This window comes from Streptomyces sp. NPDC001407 (assembly GCF_042895325.1).
In the GTDB taxonomy this organism is placed as follows: Bacteria; Actinomycetota; Actinomycetes; order Streptomycetales; family Streptomycetaceae; genus Streptomyces.
Genome location: NZ_JBIAWF010000008.1, coordinates 22,730 through 35,569, shown reverse-complemented (window position 1 = coordinate 35,569; position 12,840 = coordinate 22,730). Strand labels below are relative to the sequence as shown.

Below are 12,840 nucleotides of genomic sequence, written 5' to 3'. Positions count from 1 at the left end.
GCCATCCTTACCCCGTGAAGCCGTCCTTACGAGGTGGGAACCCCCACCTGCGACCACGCCTTGAGAACGGCCGAAATCGCGTCCCCCTCGCCGTAGAGGCTCCGGGCCGTCGCCGCCGTCAGCCGCGCGAACTCCGCGAAATCGGCGTCGGAGGCCAGCTGTCCGCCGGTCAGCGTGGCGTACCAGATCTTCCCGGCCCGCTCCCAGGCATGGCCCCCGAGCGCGCTCGCCACCAGATAGAAGGCGTGGTTGGGAATGCCGGAGTTGGTGTGCACGCCGCCGTTGTCCCGCGAGGTCCGCACGTAGTCGTCCATGGTGGCGGGCTGCGGGTCCTTGCCCAGCTGCGGGTCGTCGTAGGCCGTGCCGGGTGCCTTCATGGAGCGCAGTGCCGTGCCGTGGATGTGCGGGCCCAGCAGCCCCTGGCCGATCAGCCAGTCGGCCTGGTCCGCGGTCTGCCCGAGCGCGTACTGCTTGATCAGCGAGCCGAAGACGTCCGAGAGGGACTCGTTGAGCGCGCCCGACTGGCCGTAATACTCCAGGTTGGCCGTGTACTGCGTCACGCCGTGGGTGAGCTCGTGGCCGATGACGTCCACCGAGACGGTGAAATCGCCGAACAGCCGTCCGTCGCCGTCCCCGAACACCATCTGGGTGCCGTCCCAGAAGGCGTTGTCGTAATTCGTGCCGTAATGGACGGTCGCATTCAGGGGGAGCCCGGCATCGTCGATGGAATGCCGGCCGTATGCCTTGAGGTAGAAGTCGAAGGTGGCGCCGAGCGCGGAATTCGCGCGGTTGACCGTGCCGTCCTTGGCGGGGCCGTCGCCTTCGGCGTGCACCTTTGTGCCGGGCGTCGTCTCCTGGTGCCCGGCGTCGAAGATCGTCCGCCGGGGGGTGTCGGAGGGGGTGCCCGCCGGTGCCGCGGCGCTGCCGAGGGCGGCGATGCGGCGGCGGGTGCGGTGGACGGAGTCGTGTTCGAGGGTGCGCCGGGCGGGCTCGTGGACCGTCGGGTCGTCCGATTCGGCGAGCCTGTCCAGGATGTGAGGAGGCACGATGGTGCAGAAAACCGGTTTCATGGCGGCAATGTGGCACCGGCCCTCCGGCTTGTCACTGCTTGGCGTCACGATTAATGAAATCGAGTGGTTGGCTATCATTTGAGGGACGGCAATTCCACATTCCCTCTCCGGCCTCCCCGGCCCCCGGCGGCCCATGGGACCCAGGGGTGATCGCGTCCCGCATGCTGATACGGGGGGTCCATGGCGCGGCGGGCTCGGCTATCGTGCTGAGCATCATGCGTTTCGGGCTGCTTCTCCTTAGCTGCCGCGGCGAGGGTCTGCAGTAGGCCGACTCCCTCCCCGCGGAGTTCGGTGTTGCGGTCACTTGCCGGTGACCCGCCCCGTCGGCCGCCCAGCGGACACACGAGGAGCCCCACGCAGATGCCCGAGCCCCGCACATCCGAGACCGCGGCCGTACGTCCCCCCACGCCCGTCACCGCCGCGACCGTGACCCAGCGCCCGTCGGGGATGCCGGTCCACAAATACCGGCCGTACGAGGCCGTCGACCTCCCCGGCCGCACCTGGCCCGACCGGCGGATCACCGCCGCCCCCCGCTGGCTCTCCACCGACCTGCGCGACGGCAACCAGGCGCTGATCGACCCGATGTCCCCGGCCCGCAAGCGCGAGATGTTCGACCTGCTGGTGCGCATGGGCTACAAGGAGATCGAGGTCGGCTTCCCCTCCTCCGGCGCCACCGACTTCGACTTCGTGCGCTCGATCATCGAGGACGGCGCGATCCCCGAGGACGTGACGATCTCCGTCCTCACCCAGGCGCGCGAGGAGCTGATCGAGCGGACCGTGGAGTCGCTGCGCGGCGCCCACCGCGCGACCGTCCACCTCTACAACGCCACCGCGCCCGTCTTCCGCCGGGTGGTCTTCCGCGGCTCCCGCGAGCAGGTCAAGCAGATCGCGGTGGACGGCACCCGGCTGGTCGTGGAGTACGCCGAGAAGATCCTGGGCGACGACACGGTCTTCGGCTATCAGTACAGCCCCGAGATCTTCACCGACACCGAGCTGGACTTCGCGCTGGAGGTCTGCGAGGGCGTCATGGACGTCTGGCAGCCCGAGGCCGGGCGGGAGATCATCCTCAATCTGCCGGCCACGGTGGAGCGGTCCACCCCCAGCACCCACGCCGACCGCTTCGAATGGATGTCGCGGCACCTGTCCCGGCGCGAGCACATCTGCCTCTCCGTGCACCCCCACAACGACCGGGGCACGGCCGTCGCCGCCGCCGAGCTGGCGGTCATGGCGGGCGCGGACCGTGTCGAGGGCTGCCTCTTCGGCCAGGGCGAGCGCACCGGCAACGTCGACCTGGTCACCCTGGGCATGAACCTCTTCTCCCAGGGCGTCGACCCGCAGATCGACTTCTCGCAGATCGACGAGGTCCGCCGCACCGCCGAATACTGCAACCAGATGGAGGTCCACCCGCGCCACCCCTACGCGGGCGACCTGGTCTACACCGCCTTCTCCGGCTCCCACCAGGACGCCATCAAGAAGGGCTTCGAGGCGATGGAGGCCACCGCTGCCGCCGCCGGGAAGACCGTGGACGACATCGAGTGGGCCGTCCCCTACCTGCCCATCGACCCCAAGGACGTCGGACGCTCGTACGAGGCGGTCATCCGCGTCAACTCGCAGTCCGGCAAGGGCGGCATCGCCTACGTCCTGAAGAACGACCACAAGCTGGACCTGCCGCGCCGGATGCAGATCGAGTTCTCCCGGATCATCCAGGCGAAGACCGACGCCGAGGGCGGCGAGGTCACCCCGCAGGAGATCTGGTCGGTCTTCCAGGACGAGTACCTGCCCACCGAGGACAACCCCTGGGGCCGGATCGCCCTGCGCTCCCACCAGACCTCGACCACCAGCGAGGGCACCGACGCCCTCACCGTCGAGGCGGTCGTGGACGGCGTGGACACCGTGCTGACGGGCACGGGCAACGGCCCGATCTCCGCCTTCTTCGACGCGCTCGCCGCCGTCGGGGTCGACGCCCGTCTGCTGGACTACTCCGAGCACACCATGAGCGAGGGCGCGAGCGCCCGCGCCGCCTCGTACATCGAGTGTGTGATCGACGGCAAGGTGCTGTGGGGCATCGGCACCGACCCCAACACCACGCGCGCCTCCATCAAGGCGGTCGTCTCGGCGGTCAACCGCGCCTACCGGGGCTGACGTCGGCCGGTGCCCCTCGCGGCTCCGGCCGGAGCCCGTCAAGAACATGCCACCGAAACCACCGTATCCGGTGGCTCGGTGGCGTGTTCGCCCCACTGCCGCCCGAAGTCTGCGCACGGGGTACTGACGCCACATCAACGATGTGGCTAACATCACGTCAACGCGGCGACGAGGCCGTGGCGTTAGGGAGGTGCGCCGTGATGCACGCGCGAGGCCGATCCGGTCAGGACCGGTGTGTGGTGGGCGTACGCACCGTATGGCGCACCGTCGGCGACGGCGAGTTCTACTGCCCCGGCTGCGGCGGCGACCGCAACTACCGCCGCCGTACGGGCCGCCGCCGGCTCGTCGCCTTCGGCGTGCCGCTGCTCTCGCGCGGGCCGGTCGGCCCGATCGTCGAGTGCACCGCCTGCCGGGCCCGTTACAGCACGGACATCCTCGACCACCCCACCACCACGCGCTTCTCCGCGATGCTCCGCGACGCCGTGCACACCGTCGCCCTCGCCGTCCTCGCCGCGGGCGGCACCGAGGCGCGTACGGTGCGCAGGGCCGCGGTGGGCGCGGTGCGCGCCGCCGGCTTCGTCGACTGCAGCGAGGAGCAGCTGATCACCCTGATCGAGGCGCTCGCCGCGGACACCGGCCGGCTCCCCGGGATGTACGCGAGCGGCGGCGGCCTCGGTGACGGCGGCTGCGGCCGCGACGGCTTCGACCCGCGCGGCACGGCCCTGGCCATCGAGCTCCACGAGGCGCTGGAGCCGCTCGCCCCGCACCTCGCCCCGGCCGGCCGGGAATCGATCCTCCTCCAGGGCGCGCGCATCGCCCTCGCCGACGGCCCCTACCGCCCCGCGGAGCGCGAGGTCCTGGCGACGGTGGGCCGCGCCCTGCTCCTCCGCCCGGAGGACACGGACCGCCTGCTCGCCTCGGCCCGCACCCCTTCCTAGGACTCCCTCACGCGCGGGACGGGTTCGGCCTGCCCGTCCGCCGCCGGCGGCCCGTGGGGCGCCGGCGCTGCTGCCGGATCAGCCACAGGCCACCGAGGACCACGGGGAACGCCGTGACCGCGCTGAGCAGCAGGGCCGTCGAGACCGTGTCGGTGGCCAGGGGCGCGAAGAAGGCGATGAGCGCCAGGCAGATGCCCGACGCGATCGCGACGCTGATCTGCCACAGGGAGCGCGCGGGGGCGGCCGAGGTCCAGCGGGCGAGGCCCTGGGCGAACCAGAGGAACATCGCGCTGAGCGGCAGCAGTGCCAGGCCGGTGCCCAGCGGGAGGCGGTAGGCCTCCTTGGGGCGGTCGGCGGCGTCCTGCCGCATGTTCCGGAAGTCGACATAGCGGACCTTGCCCCGCCACGACGTCATCGCCACCCGGTCACCGTGCCGGACCGCCCCGAAGACCGAGGCCGACCGGCTCATGTCCACGCGGTGGGAGCCGCCGCCGCGCTCGGTCAGCGTCAGCCAGTGGTGCTCCGTCCTGCCGTCGGTCACCGTCTCGGTCTTCTCCACGGTGGCCGGCACGGTCTTCCTGCACTCCGTGGAGGGCTCGTCCGGCAGACAGGCGGGTGCCGTCGCGAAGGCCCAGGCGTCGGCCCGCTTGCCGGGCACGGTGACGCCCAGCAGATAGGCCGCGAGGACGGCCAGTCCGAGGCCGACGACTCCCATGGCGAGTGCCGACAAGGGGTTCCGGAGCGACGGGAAGATCAACATGCCGACATTCTCCAACGGTTCCGGGCCACCGCCGTCCCCCTGGGCGTCCGGGGCCGCGCCCGGGGGAGAACGCACCCTCACGCGTACGGGACAATGGCCCCATGAGTCTGTTCCGCGACGACGGCATCGTCCTCAGAACCCAGAAGCTGGGCGAGGCGGACAGGATCATCACCCTGCTCACCCGGGGGCACGGGCGCGTACGCGCCGTCGCCCGCGGCGTGCGGCGGACGAAGTCGAAGTTCGGGGCGCGGCTGGAGCCCTTCTCGCACGTGGACGTGCAGTTCTTCGCGCGCGGCGGCGAGCTGATCGGCCGCGGCCTGCCGCTGTGCACCCAGAGCGAGACCATCGCCGCGTACGGCGGCGGCATCGTCACCGACTACGCCCGCTACACCGCCGGCACCGCCATGCTGGAGACCGCCGAGCGGTTCACCGACCACGAGGGCGAGCCCGCCGTGCAGCAGTATCTGCTGCTCGTCGGCGGCCTGCGGACGCTCGCCGCGGGCGAGCACGCCCCGCACCTCATCCTCGACGCCTTCCTGCTGCGCTCCCTCGCGGTCAACGGCTACGCGCCCAGCTTCGAGGCGTGCGCCAAGTGCGGAATGCCCGGACCGAACCGATTCTTCTCGGTGGCCGCGGGCGGTGTGGTGTGCGGTGACTGCCGGGTGCCCGGAAGCGTCGTACCCTCCTCGGAGTCGATCGGGCTCCTCGGCGCGCTGCTGACCGGGGACTGGGCGACGGCGGACGCGTGCGAGGCGCGGCACGTCCGGGAGGGCAGCGGCCTGGTGGCGGCGTATCTGCACTGGCACCTGGAGCGCGGGCTCCGCTCCCTCCGTTACGTAGAGAAGTGACGCAGAGAAGTACACCCTGGCATCGAGGAGAAGTGGCACGCATGGCACGACGCGGGATTCTGGGCCGTTCCCGACGCGAGTACCGCACACCCGACCCGCATCCGTCCGGGGCGCGGCCGCCGAAGATCCCCGGCGAACTGGTCCCCAACCACGTGGCCATCGTCATGGACGGCAACGGCCGCTGGGCGAAGGAGCGCGGGCTGCCGCGCACCGAGGGCCACAAGGTCGGCGAGGGCGTCGTCATGGACGTCCTCAAGGGCTGCCTGGAGATGGGCGTCAAGAACCTCTCCCTGTACGCCTTCTCGACCGAGAACTGGAAGCGCTCGCCCGAAGAGGTGCGCTTCCTGATGAACTTCAACCGTGACGTCATCCGCCGCCGCCGTGACGAGATGGACGAGCTGGGCATCCGGGTCCGCTGGACCGGGCGGATGCCGAAGCTGTGGAAGTCGGTCGTCGAGGAGCTCCAGGTCGCCCAGGAGCAGACCAAGCACAACGACGCCATGACGATGTACTTCTGCGTCAACTACGGCGGCCGCGCGGAGATCGCCGACGCGGCGGCGGCCATAGGGCGCGACATCGCCGCGGGCCGCCTCGACCCGGGGAAGGTCACGGAGAAGACCTTCGCGAAGTACCTCTACTACCCGGACATGCCGGACGTCGACCTCTTCGTCCGCCCCTCCGGTGAGCAGCGCACGTCCAACTACCTGATCTGGCAGAGCGCTTACGCCGAGATGGTCTTCCAGGACGTGCTCTGGCCCGACTTCGACCGCCGCGACCTGTGGCGCGCCTGCCTGGAGTTCGCCCAGCGGGACCGCCGCTTCGGCGGTGCGATCCCCAACGAGGGCGAGCTCGACAAGGGGACCGCCGCGGGTGAGTGAGACCTTGACGTCCCCGGCGGCCGGCAGCGTGACGTTCGCGTACGAACTGACCGTCGCCGACTTCCGGTCCGCGCTGCGCGCCCGCGGCCGGGCGGTGCGCAGTGCGCGGGCCTACCGGCGGGTGGCGCTCGTCCTCTGGGCGGGGAACGCGGCGGCGGTCGTCTTCACCGCCACCAGGCACGGCTTCGGCGGGGTGTCGGGAGGACAGTGGGGCCTGGTGGCGGGGCTCGCTCTGGTGCTCGCGGTGCAGTCGCCCCGTTGGCAGGCGCGTCAGGCGCGTGCGCGGCTCGACGGCCCGCGGTGGATGACGCTGGACGCCGGGGGCCTGTCCATCTCCTCGGCGCAGTCGTCGCAGGCGGTGGCCTGGCCGCACTTCGGCAGTCTGCTGGAGCGGGAGGACGTCTTCGTGCTGCTGAGCGCCGACAAGGGCCGGTGCCTGACGATCCTGCCCAAGCGTGCCCTCACCGGGCCCGGTGACCTCGACCGGGTCCGGGCGCTGCTGGAGGCGTATGTGCCGCGCGGCTAGGCGCACATGACTGTGCCCCGGGAGCCGGCCGGCTCCCGGGGCACAGTCATGTGGCCGTCAGGCGCGGGGCCGGTCCGCCGCGGCGGCGCAGTCCCCGCAGGTGCCGAAGATCTCGACGGTGTGGGCGACGTCCACGAAGCCGTGCTCGGCGGCGATGGAGTCCGCCCACTTCTCCACGGCGGGGCCCTCGACCTCGACGGCCTTGCCGCAGACCCGGCACACCAGATGGTGGTGGTGTCCGCTGGAGCAGCGGCGGTAGACCGACTCGCCCTCGCTGGTGCGCAGCACGTCGACCTCGCCCGCGTCGGCGAGGGACTGGAGCGTGCGGTAGACGGTGGTCAGACCCACCGAGGCACCGCGGTGCTTGAGCATGTCGTGGAGCTCTTGAGCGCTACGGAACTCGTCCACCTCGTCGAGCGCGGCCGAGACCGCGGCCCGCTGCTTGGTGGACCGGCCGCGTACGGGGGGACCCGCGGTCGCCACAGTTGCCTCCAAAAGCTCGCCTGAACACCCATCCGCACGTGTCGCACGGCCAATTGTGCCAGCCCGCGGCACCGGGTGTGTAAGCCCCGGGACGCGCCTCGGACCTGTACGCCGGGTGCCGGGCGCCGTACGCGGGTGCGGGACCGGCGCGCCGGGCGCCGTACGCCGGAGGGTGCGGGCCGGTCCCGGGGGCGGGGTGCGCCGGTCAGACCCGCACGTCGTCGGCGGGACGGCGGGCGTCGGGCACCGTGAGCGTGCAGCCGTCCTCGGCGGCCGCGGCGGCCTGCCGGGCGCGTTTCCTCGCGAGCGGTGTCGCGAGGACGGTCAGGGTGATGAAGACGCCGATGGCGAGCAGCACGATGGAGGCGCCCGAGGGCACGTTCACGTAGTACGACAGCGTGGTGCCGGAGACGGTCACCAGCACGCCGATGGCGATGGCCAGCGCGAAGGTCATCGCGAAGCTGCGCGCGATCTGCTGCGAGGCGGCCACGGGGATCACCATCAGGGCGCTGACGAGCAGCAGCCCGACGACGCGCATGGCGACGGTGACGGTCACCGCGGCGGTGACGGCGATCAGGAGGTTGAGCAGCCGCACGGGGAGCCCGGTGACGCGGGCGAACTCCTCGTCCTGGCAGATGGCGAAGAGCTGCCGGCGCAGGCCCAGCGTGGTGAGGATCACGAACGCCGCCAGGATGCAGATCGCGACGATGTCCTGCTGCGAGACGGTGGTGATCGAGCCGAAGAGGTACGTCGTGAGGTTGGCGTTGGAGCCGCTGGAGGACAGGCTCATCAGCATCACGCCGCCGGCCATGCCGCCGTAGAAGAGCATGGCGAGCGCGATGTCGCCGCGGGCCTTGCCGTAGGAGCGGATCAGCTCCATCACCACGGCGCCGGCGACGCAGACGGCGGTGGCCGTCCACACCGGGCTGGTGTTGAGCAGGAAGCCGAGGCCGACGCCGGTGAGCGCCACGTGGCCGATGCCGTCGCCCATCAGCGCCTGGCGGCGCTGGACGAGGAAGGTGCCGATCGCGGGCGCGGTGAGGCCGACCACGAGGGCGGCGAGCAGGGCCCGCTGCATGAAGGCGAAGTCGAGGATGTCCATCAGGTCAGCAGCCCTGTCCGTATCGGTTCCGCTGCCGGGCCGGCGTGCGGGTGTACATGGTCGTGGCCGGGCAGCGCGTGCTGTCCGACGGCCTCCGGCGGCGGGCCGTCGTGGACGACGCAGCCGTCGCGGAGCACGACCGCGCGGTCGATGAGCGGCTCCAGGGGGCCGAGCTCGTGCAGGACGAGGAGGACCGTCGCGCCCCGCTCGACCTGGGCGCGCAGGGCGGCCGCGAGGACCTCCTGGCTGGCCAGGTCGACGCCCGCCATCGGCTCGTCCATGATCAGCAGCTCGGGCTCCACGGCCAGCGCGCGGGCGATCAGCACGCGCTGGTGCTGGCCGCCGGAGAGCGCGTCCACGGAGTCCTTGAGCCGGTCGGCCATGCCGACGAGCTCCAGGGCCCGCACGACGGCCTCGCGGTCGGCCTTGCGCATGATGCCGAGCCGGGTGCGGGCCAGCCGGCCCGCGGCGACGACCTCGCCGACGGTGGCGGGCACGCCGCCCGCGGCGGTGGTGCGCTGCGGTACGTAGCCGAGCCGGGCCCAGTCGCGGAAGCGGCGCCGCGGGGTGCCGAAGAGCTCCAGCTCGCCGCCGGTCAGCGGCACCTGGCCGACGATCGCGCGGACGGCCGTGGACTTGCCGGAGCCGTTGGCGCCGAGCAGCGCGACGACCTCGCCGCGCTCCACGGTCAGGTCCACGCCGCGCAGCACCGGGCGCGAGCCCAGGGTCGCGGTCGCGCCGCGCAGGGATATGACGGGTTGGCCGTCCATGTCGTTGACCTCCGTCACTTGGTGCCGAGCGCCTTCTGCAGGGCGGCGAGGTTGGACTCCATGACGGCGAAGTAGTCGTCGCCCTTGGACTTGTCCGTGATGCCTTCGAGCGGGTCGAGGACGTCCGTCTGCACGCCGAGGTCCTTGGCCAGGGTGTTCGCCGTGGCCGGGTTGGCGATGGTCTCGAAGAAGACCGTGCTGACGTGGTGGTCCTTGGCCAGCTGGTGCAGGTCCTTCATCCGGGCGGCGCTGGGCTCGGACTCCGGGTCCAGGCCGCTGATGGCCTCCTCGGTGAGCCCGTAGCGCTCGGCGAGGTAGCCGAAGGCCGCGTGGGTGGTGATGAAGGTGTCGGAGGCGCGGTTCTTCAGGCCGTCGGCGAACTTCGCGTTCAGCCCGTCGAGCCTCTTGACCAGCGCGTCCGTGTTCTTCTGGAAGTCGGCCCGGTGCTCGGGGTCGGCCTCGGCGAGGGTCTTGTTGACCCCCTTGGCGACCTCGGCGTACTTCACCGGGTCCAGCCAGATGTGGGGGTCCTTGCCGGCCTCGGACTCCGAGTGGGAGTGGTTGTCGCCGGTGGAGTGGTGGTGGCCGTCCACCTCGGTGCCGTGCTCCTCCAGGGCGGTGAACGAGGCCGCGTCGGCGATGTGCTTGTTCCCGGACTGCTTGATCGCGGCGTCCACGGCGGGCTGGAGGCCCTTGAGGTAGACGATCGCGCCCGCGTCGGAGAGGGAGCCGGTCTGCCTGGGCGTGAGCTCCAGGTCGTGCGGCTCGACGCCGGGCTTCGTCAGGTTCGTCACGCTGACGTGGTCGCCGCCTATCTCCTTGGCCAGGAACTCCAGGGGATAGAAGGAGGCGATCACCTTCGTCCTGCCGTCCGCCGCCTTGCCCGCCGCGTCGGAGGAGCACGCGGAGAGCGTGAGCAGCCCGAGGGCTGCGGCCGTGGCGACGGCGGCGGTGGTTATTCGCGGGGAGCGGAGACGGCTTACGTTCATGACAGTCATTTTCAACAAAAGTGGAAACGATTGTCAACAACATGTTCGCAAAGGGGGCGCAACCGGGCCGCCCGGCCGATCGGGTCAAGCCAAGGCCAGAGCCGATTTGATGAGAGGGGGTGCGCCGCCGGTAACCTGAAGCATTCGCTGTTCGTCGTCGCAATGAAGAGAGCACCGTGGCCGCCGACAAGATCGACACCATCGTCAGCCTGAGCAAGCGCCGTGGCTTTGTCTATCCGTGCAGTGAGGTCTACGGCGGACAGCGTGCCGCCTGGGACTACGGACCGCTCGGTGTGGAGCTCAAGGAGAACATCAAGCGTCAGTGGTGGCGCTCCATGGTCACCTCGCGCGACGACGTGGTCGGTCTCGACTCGTCGGTGATCCTCGCCCGTGAGGTCTGGGAGGCGTCCGGCCACGTCGCCACCTTCTCCGACCCGCTGACCGAGTGCACCTCCTGCCACAAGCGCTACCGCGCGGACCACCTGGAGGAGGCGTACGAGGCCAAGCACGGCAAGCTGCCCGCGAACGGCCTCGCCGACATCAACTGCCCGAACTGCGGCAACAAGGGCCAGTTCACCGAGCCCAAGCAGTTCTCCGGCCTGCTCGCCACCCACCTCGGCCCGACGCAGGACACCGGCTCGGTGACCTACCTGCGCCCCGAGACCGCCCAGGGCATCTTCACCAACTTCGCCCAGGTGCAGACGACCTCGCGCAAGAAGCCCCCGTTCGGCATCGCCCAGACGGGCAAGTCCTTCCGCAACGAGATCACGCCGGGCAACTTCATCTTCCGCACCCGCGAGTTCGAGCAGATGGAGATGGAGTTCTTCGTCAAGCCGGGCGAGGACGAGCAGTGGCACGAGTACTGGATGGAGCAGCGCTGGAACTGGTACACCGGCCTCGGCATGCGCGAGGAGAACATGCGGTGGTACGAGCACGCCGCTGAGAAGCTCTCCCACTACTCCAAGCGCACCGTCGACATCGAGTACCGCTTCAACTTCGGCGGCTCGGAGTTCTCGGAGCTGGAGGGTGTGGCCAACCGCACCGACTTCGACCTCAAGGCCCACTCCGCGGGCTCCGGCCAGGACCTGTCGTACTTCGACCAGGAGGCCGGCGAGCGCTACTTCCCGTACGTCATCGAGCCGGCGGCCGGTCTCAACCGCGCCATGCTCGCCTTCATGCTCGACGCGTACAACGAGGACGAGGCGCCGAACGCCAAGGGCGTCATGGAGAAGCGCGTCGTGATGCGCCTCGACCCGCGCCTGGCGCCGGTCAAGGTCGCGGTGCTGCCGCTCTCCCGCAACCCGCAGCTGTCCCCGAAGGCCAAGGGCCTCGCGGCGGACCTGCGCAAGAACTGGAACATCGAGTTCGACGACGCGGGCGCGATCGGCCGCCGCTACCGCCGCCAGGACGAGATCGGCACGCCGTTCTGCGTCACGGTCGACTTCGACACGCTCGACGACAACGCCGTGACCGTGCGCGAGCGCGACACGATGAAGCAGGAGCGGGTGTCTCTCGACCAGATCGAGGGCTACCTGGGCTCGCGTCTGCTGGGCTGCTGACGCTTTTCGTTGCGCGAAGGCCCCGGCTCCCGCTTCGGCGGGGGCGGGGCCTTCGGGTTTCCTTCTTCAGCTTTGCCAGTCGGCGGTGTCGAGCTCGAAGTCGAAGGGGGCGGGGATGTGGACCTTGTCGCCGAACTTGATCGGGCGGTGGGCCAGGTATCCGTAGTCCGGGTTGGGGTCGTAGTACACCGTGACGGCGCTCTTCGTCATGTCGATCAGGATGTACACCGGCACTTCACCCCTGCCGTAGACGGAGACCTTGTCGGTGAGGTCGGCGAACCGCGTCGAAGGTGAGGTCTGCTCAGCTACGAGGGAGAGCGCCGAGCCGGGCAGCAGGATGCTGTCGATGTTGGTCGCGGTCGTGTCAGAGACATGCAGATCCGGTCCGTAGCCTCGGGACTGCTGCGGGAAGACGAAGAGGTTAGGGCTGGTCGAGGCGCGATGGCCCGGTGGAGTGTGGGCGGACACCTGGTCCTGGAGGGAATGAAGGATGGGCAGGTAGCGCCCCCGGGACCACGGCGACATGACGATCTTCCCCCCGATGATCTCCGCGCGATAGCCATCGGGCATGGCGTCGTTGGCCTGCTCCAGGTCGCGGCACAGCTGATCGAATTCGATGTCCGGGTCGTCTTCTATCGGCTGCAGCGCTTCCTGCGGAATGTCCACCATGACTGCCATGATGCGCCTCCTCGGCGTGAGTTGGTGGCCGGACACACACCGTAGTGACCGCTGCTGCCAGACCGCGCCGCTTCGATCGAGCGTTCGCCCGAAAGGG

At 70.4% G+C, this 12,840-nt stretch carries 13 protein-coding genes; 6 read left to right on the top strand and 7 right to left on the bottom strand.

Features of this window, described 5'->3' with window-relative positions:
* Positions 1–26: 26 nt before the first annotated feature.
* Positions 27–1,070, bottom strand: a complete 1,044-nt coding sequence (locus tag ACFY1P_RS13670; RefSeq protein WP_361527308.1) for a M4 family metallopeptidase — start codon at positions 1,068–1,070, stop codon at positions 27–29.
* 360 nt (positions 1,071–1,430) lie between these two features.
* Between ACFY1P_RS13670 and leuA the strand changes: the two genes are divergently transcribed.
* Complete coding sequence (gene leuA / locus ACFY1P_RS13665) at positions 1,431–3,212, top strand: 2-isopropylmalate synthase (RefSeq protein WP_361527306.1); 1,782 nt, start codon at positions 1,431–1,433, stop codon at positions 3,210–3,212.
* Between the two features lie 200 nt (positions 3,213–3,412).
* Complete coding sequence (locus ACFY1P_RS13660) at positions 3,413–4,150, top strand: TerB family tellurite resistance protein (protein WP_390750792.1); 738 nt, start codon at positions 3,413–3,415, stop codon at positions 4,148–4,150.
* Positions 4,151–4,157: 7 nt separating this feature from the next.
* Here ACFY1P_RS13660 and ACFY1P_RS13655 read toward each other — a convergent pair whose 3' ends face one another.
* A complete protein-coding gene (locus ACFY1P_RS13655; protein ID WP_390750699.1) occupies positions 4,158–4,910 on the bottom strand; it encodes a hypothetical protein in 753 nt (250 codons plus the stop codon).
* A 101-nt stretch (positions 4,911–5,011) separates the two neighbouring features.
* Between ACFY1P_RS13655 and recO the strand changes: the two genes are divergently transcribed.
* From recO to ACFY1P_RS13640, 3 genes are read left to right on the top strand one after another with little or no spacing between them, the layout of a single operon-like run.
* Positions 5,012–5,758 carry a DNA repair protein RecO gene (gene recO / locus ACFY1P_RS13650; protein ID WP_361527302.1) on the top strand — a complete coding sequence of 249 codons (747 nt, stop codon included), beginning with the start codon at positions 5,012–5,014 and terminating at the stop codon, positions 5,756–5,758.
* A 41-nt stretch (positions 5,759–5,799) separates the two neighbouring features.
* Positions 5,800–6,636, top strand: coding sequence for an isoprenyl transferase (locus ACFY1P_RS13645; protein WP_361527300.1), 837 nt, complete (start codon positions 5,800–5,802; stop codon positions 6,634–6,636).
* Entirely contained in the window at positions 6,629–7,162 is a 534-nt protein-coding gene (locus tag ACFY1P_RS13640) for a YcxB family protein (RefSeq protein WP_361527298.1), read from the top strand. The genes ACFY1P_RS13645 and ACFY1P_RS13640 overlap by 8 nt, the downstream gene beginning before the upstream one ends.
* 57 nt (positions 7,163–7,219) lie before the next feature.
* On the opposite strand, the gene ACFY1P_RS13635 is transcribed toward ACFY1P_RS13640, so the two are convergent.
* The 4 genes from ACFY1P_RS13635 to ACFY1P_RS13620 form a co-directional block, all read right to left on the bottom strand.
* Positions 7,220–7,645, bottom strand: a complete 426-nt coding sequence (locus ACFY1P_RS13635) for a Fur family transcriptional regulator (protein ID WP_361527296.1) — start codon at positions 7,643–7,645, stop codon at positions 7,220–7,222.
* A 205-nt stretch (positions 7,646–7,850) separates the two neighbouring features.
* Positions 7,851–8,747, bottom strand: coding sequence for an iron chelate uptake ABC transporter family permease subunit (locus ACFY1P_RS13630; protein ID WP_361527294.1), 897 nt, complete (start codon positions 8,745–8,747; stop codon positions 7,851–7,853).
* Complete coding sequence (locus tag ACFY1P_RS13625) at positions 8,747–9,517, bottom strand: metal ABC transporter ATP-binding protein (protein WP_361527292.1); 771 nt, start codon at positions 9,515–9,517, stop codon at positions 8,747–8,749. The genes ACFY1P_RS13630 and ACFY1P_RS13625 overlap by 1 nt, the downstream gene beginning before the upstream one ends.
* A gap of 14 nt (positions 9,518–9,531) precedes the next feature.
* On the bottom strand, positions 9,532–10,506 hold the full coding sequence (locus ACFY1P_RS13620; protein ID WP_390750698.1) for a metal ABC transporter substrate-binding protein: 975 nt from the start codon (positions 10,504–10,506) through the stop codon (positions 9,532–9,534).
* A gap of 176 nt (positions 10,507–10,682) precedes the next feature.
* On the opposite strand from ACFY1P_RS13620, the gene ACFY1P_RS13615 reads away from it, so the two are divergent.
* Positions 10,683–12,065: a glycine--tRNA ligase gene (locus ACFY1P_RS13615; RefSeq protein ID WP_361527288.1), complete on the top strand. Its 1,383-nt coding sequence runs from the start codon at positions 10,683–10,685 to the stop codon at positions 12,063–12,065.
* A 66-nt stretch (positions 12,066–12,131) separates the two neighbouring features.
* Here ACFY1P_RS13615 and ACFY1P_RS13610 read toward each other — a convergent pair whose 3' ends face one another.
* Positions 12,132–12,743, bottom strand: a complete 612-nt coding sequence (locus ACFY1P_RS13610; protein WP_390750697.1) for a Uma2 family endonuclease — start codon at positions 12,741–12,743, stop codon at positions 12,132–12,134.
* Positions 12,744–12,840: the final 97 nt, after the last annotated feature.

What these genes read in the sequence shown, in the direction of transcription:
- ACFY1P_RS13670 (WP_361527308.1), bottom strand. Translation starts at nt 1,070, where the DNA reads ATGAAACCGGTTTTCTGCACCATCGTGCCTCCTCACATCCTGGACAGG.
- ACFY1P_RS13625 (WP_361527292.1), bottom strand. Translation starts at nt 9,517, where the DNA reads ATGGACGGCCAACCCGTCATATCCCTGCGCGGCGCGACCGCGACCCTG.
- leuA (WP_361527306.1), top strand. Translation starts at nt 1,431, where the DNA reads ATGCCCGAGCCCCGCACATCCGAGACCGCGGCCGTACGTCCCCCCACG.
- ACFY1P_RS13620 (WP_390750698.1), bottom strand. Translation starts at nt 10,506, where the DNA reads ATGAACGTAAGCCGTCTCCGCTCCCCGCGAATAACCACCGCCGCCGTC.
- ACFY1P_RS13645 (WP_361527300.1), top strand. Translation starts at nt 5,800, where the DNA reads ATGGCACGACGCGGGATTCTGGGCCGTTCCCGACGCGAGTACCGCACA.
- recO (WP_361527302.1), top strand. Translation starts at nt 5,012, where the DNA reads ATGAGTCTGTTCCGCGACGACGGCATCGTCCTCAGAACCCAGAAGCTG.
- ACFY1P_RS13630 (WP_361527294.1), bottom strand. Translation starts at nt 8,747, where the DNA reads ATGGACATCCTCGACTTCGCCTTCATGCAGCGGGCCCTGCTCGCCGCC.
- ACFY1P_RS13610 (WP_390750697.1), bottom strand. Translation starts at nt 12,743, where the DNA reads ATGGCAGTCATGGTGGACATTCCGCAGGAAGCGCTGCAGCCGATAGAA.
- ACFY1P_RS13655 (WP_390750699.1), bottom strand. Translation starts at nt 4,910, where the DNA reads ATGTTGATCTTCCCGTCGCTCCGGAACCCCTTGTCGGCACTCGCCATG.
- ACFY1P_RS13660 (WP_390750792.1), top strand. Translation starts at nt 3,413, where the DNA reads ATGCACGCGCGAGGCCGATCCGGTCAGGACCGGTGTGTGGTGGGCGTA.